The following is a 224-nucleotide window of genomic DNA, read 5'->3' as shown; positions in this document are numbered from 1 at the left end:
TAAATAACCACCGCCTACATTTACAATATAAAATGTAGGTATATCTGAGCCGTTTAAGTAGACTGGGCGTATGACTTTTAATGCTTTTTCAAAAAAGATATTACGCGCTACAGATTTTCTACCATTATTAAAAATGGTTAAATCTAATATGCCAGTCCATTTTTGTTGTGCATCGGCCATTAAGCTAAACCTTTAAGAAAGACGTCTTGATCTATCCATTCGAT

Annotated in this window: 1 pseudogene; it reads right to left on the bottom strand. The window is 33.5% G+C overall.

Going from position 1 to position 224, the window contains the following annotated elements:
* Window positions 1–180 (bottom strand): annotated as a pseudogene (locus tag KA878_RS13515) (urease accessory protein UreD); the annotation flags it as partial.
* Window positions 181–224 lie beyond the last annotated feature (44 nt).

The organism is Staphylococcus sp. GDY8P57P (genome assembly GCF_017892585.1).
Taxonomy (GTDB): domain Bacteria; phylum Bacillota; class Bacilli; order Staphylococcales; family Staphylococcaceae; genus Staphylococcus; species Staphylococcus borealis.
This window is presented reverse-complemented; position numbering and strand designations above follow the sequence as displayed.